Source organism: Sulfolobus sp. B1 (assembly GCF_007050195.1).
GTDB lineage: Archaea > Thermoproteota > Thermoprotei_A > Sulfolobales > Sulfolobaceae > Saccharolobus.
Genome location: NZ_QIMI01000124.1, coordinates 1 through 4,731 on the forward strand (window position 1 = coordinate 1; position 4,731 = coordinate 4,731).

At 38.0% G+C, this 4,731-nt stretch carries 5 protein-coding genes; all 5 read left to right on the forward strand.

Annotated features, from left to right (window positions below; genetic code table 11):
* The coding region (locus DMP16_RS11215) for a hypothetical protein (RefSeq protein WP_221929528.1) at positions 1 to 193 on the forward strand (193 nt) is incomplete at its 5' end.
* Between the two features lie 192 nt (positions 194 to 385).
* Positions 386 to 1,936, forward strand: a complete 1,551-nt coding sequence (locus tag DMP16_RS07990; protein ID WP_069281406.1) for an MFS transporter — start codon at positions 386 to 388, stop codon at positions 1,934 to 1,936.
* A 3-nt stretch (positions 1,937 to 1,939) separates the two neighbouring features.
* Positions 1,940 to 2,191, forward strand: coding sequence for a hypothetical protein (locus tag DMP16_RS07995; protein WP_069281407.1), 252 nt, complete (start codon positions 1,940 to 1,942; stop codon positions 2,189 to 2,191).
* A 340-nt stretch (positions 2,192 to 2,531) separates the two neighbouring features.
* Complete coding sequence (locus tag DMP16_RS08000; RefSeq protein ID WP_069281409.1) at positions 2,532 to 3,623, forward strand: 4Fe-4S dicluster-binding protein; 1,092 nt, start codon at positions 2,532 to 2,534, stop codon at positions 3,621 to 3,623.
* Positions 3,620 to 4,731 (forward strand): pyruvate ferredoxin oxidoreductase (locus tag DMP16_RS08005; RefSeq protein WP_143577068.1); only part of this gene is annotated, 1,112 nt, incomplete at its 3' end. The genes DMP16_RS08000 and DMP16_RS08005, both read left to right, overlap by 4 nt.

Sequence of the window (4,731 nt, forward strand, 5' to 3'; positions counted from 1 at the left end):
AAAGGGTAGAGATAATTTGGGTGAGGGCGAGAAAATCAAACCTATTGATATTCTCACCTCAATAAATAACCTCACCCGAAAAATACTTTTTCATAATGAAGAAAACTCAATTTATATCAAAACAACCAAATTGTTGTCTACACTCATTCCCCTTATCGCATTAAAAAATTCTCACAAAATTATGTGGGTCTAATAATAAGTTGGGAAGTATTTCATGATAAGAATTTAATTTTTTGCAATATAATATCAACCGATTTTGTCAATTATAGACCTTTATTTTATTTTAATTATGAACATATATGTTACATTCTAATACTATACTATGAAAAAAATGTAATGTTCAAACATTGATTTATAAAAAAATAACAAGATATTTAATTATTGATTGATAGATAGGTTTTTATTCATTTTAACCAATAATATCACGATAGAAATGGAAGAGTCTAGCAAATTTAGATCTCCATACGGAGAGTATACAATTATAATCGACAGAACCGGTAGGAAGTACAGAGTAGGTGAGGACGTTAAAGCGATAACGAAGAAATTGCTAGGTTATCCAATAGGTAGAAGATTACTCCTTCTTGGAGCTTGGATGTCGTTCTTCTTCGGAAGCGTGCTTGAGTATGGATGGGGTGCAGCTTCGACAACAGTTATTTCCCATTATGGATGGTCCTTAGCTGAGGGATTCTTTAACTATACTGCTTATGTACTTTTTCAAGCTACAATAACCGCTTTAATCTTTCAATGGCTTAGGGAAAGAGGCTTGATAAGCCCTAGAAGAGCCCTTCTTTTTGGAGGAGCAATGTTGATGATTGCATATTACCTTTTTGCTAATTCATTTCAGCCTTGGATAGCGTATGTTGGATACGCCGCGATAGGTGGTGTAGGTGCCGGACTAGGATACGCCGTAGGTGGTGCTGTAGTAAATAAATGGTTCCCAGAGAAAAGGGGATGGAGGTTAGGACTTGCTAATGGTGCATGGGCCTATGGAGCTGTACCCTTTATACTACTCTACATTTACTACTTTAATCAAAGCGATTTTCAGACGATCTTGTATATTACGGGTTTAACTATCGGCATAGGTTTGATGATAGCTGGACTACTAGTAGTAGATCCACCAAAATATTGGTGGCCAAAAGATGTAGATCCTATAGCTGCAAGAGAAGCTAGGTTAAAATCGAGGGAGCTAAGGGTTAATCCACCTCCAGTAGCTCAATGGACACCGAGAGAAATGCTTGCTACACCACAAGGTAAAGCTCAAATGGCATCTTTCACTCTCGCATTAGCTGCGTCTCTATTTAATGTGTCCTTTTACGCTCCATTTGGAGCAGCTATGGGATTCAGTGGTGGTGTGGCCTTCGCGGTAGGTGCAGCTGGTTTCGCCTTCACTGATGGATTAGGAAGACCATTCCAAGGTTTTATTTCAAGCCTCATTGGTAGAAGGAAAGCTTTAACTATATTCTATGCATTTATGGGATTAGGAGGCCTTGGCGTACTTTATGCTGGTCTCGCTCACATAGCGTGGTTATGGGCAATTTTAGCTGTAGCTACAGGTGCTGTCTCCGGAGCCTGCTTTGTCTTCGATTGGCTAATAATAGCTGACTATTTCGGCGAAAATTATATAGGCAGAAACTGGAGCATACCGTATGCATTAAAAGTAGTCGGTGGAGCTTTCGGGGGAATTGTAGCTGCAACTATACTAACTCTTGTTTCAGGGGGGACATGGGCTGATGTAGTAACTAGCGCACCAATAACAATAACCAACTTTGCTTGGTCAGTAGTGTTCTGGATAGGCGCGGTCTTTTCGTTGATAGCCGCAGCCTTAGTATGGTTTGTCGAGAAACCTCCTACATTAGAACAATACATAAAGGTAAGACAGAAATTAAGGGAGCCAATTCCACCCGAGATTCAACAAAAATTGAAAGGAGGTAGATAAAAAATGAACGAGAATCAAGATAGTGGGGAGTACATCTTTCACAAGGGGCTAATTAATGTTTCTGATACCATAATCTATATAATTGGTTGGATAGTGCTGTTGATAGGATTTGGAATAGATGTGATAGGTGTGAATAAACATTCAGCATCTATAGTAGGCTTAGGAATAGCGATAAATTGGATAGGGATATTATTAGGACTCTTCAGTGGCATTATAGGTAATAGAAAAATTCCTGAGGGATATATTGAAAAATAAGACATTTTTATTTAAAAGTTATTTCTTATTTTTCCATTCCACATTTTTAACTCTCCATCTTATTTTTAAATCTATGAATAGTTTTGCATAGTCTGCTTCGGAATATATTAAGCTTTAAACCAAGAGAATATAGTTCAGTATTAAATAAAGATGTTTTTAAACTATTTTACCAAATCTGTATAGAAAATTGTTGATAGCTACTTTAACAATCGGTACGTTTATAATTGCAATCTTTACAAATTATCTTTAACTTTAGCGGGTCATAGTTAGAATGGATTGATCATTAATTGCCAAAATTACAAATCAATCTATATATAATCGATTATTGATAATTTACTTAATGAAAACAGAGGATGAAGTAAAGTATGTTGAAATAGTATATAGGGGAATCTTCCAGAAGAGACTCGCTAAATACATAGCTGAGGGTATAGTTTATACTGCAAGAGAAATGGGTAAACCTGCATTGTCCTTCGGAAGATATGGGGATTCTCCCGAAAGAAATGGAGTACCGGCAAAATATTATGTAGGGATAGGTAATGGTATAGGTGAGGAGGATTTAATAGGATATTCAACAAGAGTTGAGCCTGATTTAGTAGATGTCATAGTAGTTCTAGATGATACTCTACTTAAAGGTGTTGAGTCATGGGCTTGGCAAGGAGTACAACCAATAAATCTTAAGTTAAAAGCAAATGGAACGATGATAGTTACATCAACTAAGAGAATGGATGAATTAGTCAAGATGGTGCCGAAAAAGGATTTCGAATGGACTTTTGGTGTGATAAAAACTGAGCCTTCTTTCTCTGGATTATGGGCTTTCAAAGATGATTTAACGATGGAAAAAGTTTGGGGAGCTATTGCTAAACTCAGACCAGATATAATTGATATAGATCATCTAGTAAAATATGTTAGTAAAAAGCAAAGTTCGGATAAAAGAATATCTGCTGTTAAGGAAGCCTTTTCTTCAGTAGACTATAGAACAATTAGGAAAGGAGAGGGAATAGATTTCATTTACAATCCTCCGAGACTCCTAACATGGCAGGAAATGCTTGAGGGAACTGTTGTTCCCGCAGTGCCGAGAGGTAAAAGAAATGAACAGTTCAAGAGGGGAACTACGAAATTTGAAAGACCAACTGTAGATTTTGACACTTGTATAAAATGTAAGTTATGTTGGATATATTGCCCAGATGAATGCTTCGATGAAACTCCTGACGGCTATTACGATATAGCCTACGATTATTGCGTAGGCTGTGGGATATGTGCTGAAGTATGCCCCGTGAAGGACTGTATAGTAATGGTAGATGAAAGTATGTTTACTGACTATAGGAGACCGTATGAGATGTGGAAGGAGAATAAGGTTAAGTATAAGGAGTGGTTGAAAGAAGTAAGAAATGCGAGGAAGGAAAGAGTATACGTTCCGGGGTTGGGAAGATGACAGAGACTAGAAAAATAATTGAAAGAGAAGTCCTAATGAATGGAACGCAAGCTGTAGCAAATGCAGCAATGTATGCTGACGTTGACGTAGTAGCAGCATATCCTATAAGACCTTATACAGAAGTGATGGATACGATATCTAAGTTAATAGCTGATGGTGAGTTAGATGCAGAGTTCATAGTAGCTGAAGGAGAGCATGGACAATTTGAGACAGTCAAGCATGCATCATTAGTAGGAGCTAGGACTTTAGTAGGGAGTAGTGGTGTAGGTTGGTTATATGCAATGGAGGCTATAGTAGTTACAGCAACTGATAGGGCTCCAGTAGTTGCTATAATAGGAAATAGAGCTCTAGATGATCCCGGAGTATATGGAGTTGAACACAATGATGCAATGATGGTTAGAGATGTAGGCTGGTTATTGGCATGGGTAGATACTGCCCAGGAAGCATTTGATACTACTTTAATAGCCTATAGAGTCGGGGAAGATCCTAGGGTGCTCGTACCCGTAGGGATCTCAATGGATGCAGGCTTTCTAACCCATTCAGAGCAAATAGTTAGGTTGCCCCCGAAGGAATTAGTCAAGGATTTCCTGCCTCCTTATAATAGAGGTAAGTACCTAGTACATCCTGATAATCCTATAACAGTAGCTCCGCAAGTTAACGAGGATTGGGTAATGGAGATAAGGAGACAGCATGACGAGGCAGTTGAAAGAGCTAGAGGAGTAATAGTTGAGGCGTATGAGAGCTTTAAGAAAGTTTTTGGAAGATATCCTGGTTCTACAAGCGAGATCGAAATGCCTGAAAATCCATTTGTAGAACCTTTCATGATTGATGATGCCGAAATCGTTCTCATAGGAATGGGAACTGTATCAAAGCCTATGAAAGTCGCTATAAAGAAGATGAGAAACCAAGGATATAAAGTAGGAATGCTGAGAATAAGATGGTTCAGACCATTTCCAACTCAAGACGTAATAAAGTACTTAAGTCAAGCTAAGGTGGTTTGTGTGATTGACAGAGATTATTCTATAGGCTCTCCTAATAGGGGAGGAGTCATTTATCACGAGATTAGATCCTCCTTATATGATCTGGATCAAAGACCGAAAGTATTGAA

Coding starts and splice junctions, on each gene's coding strand:
- DMP16_RS08000 (WP_069281409.1), top strand. CDS start 2,532: ATGAAAACAGAGGATGAAGTAAAGTATGTTGAAATAGTATATAGGGGA.
- DMP16_RS07995 (WP_069281407.1), top strand. CDS start 1,940: ATGAACGAGAATCAAGATAGTGGGGAGTACATCTTTCACAAGGGGCTA.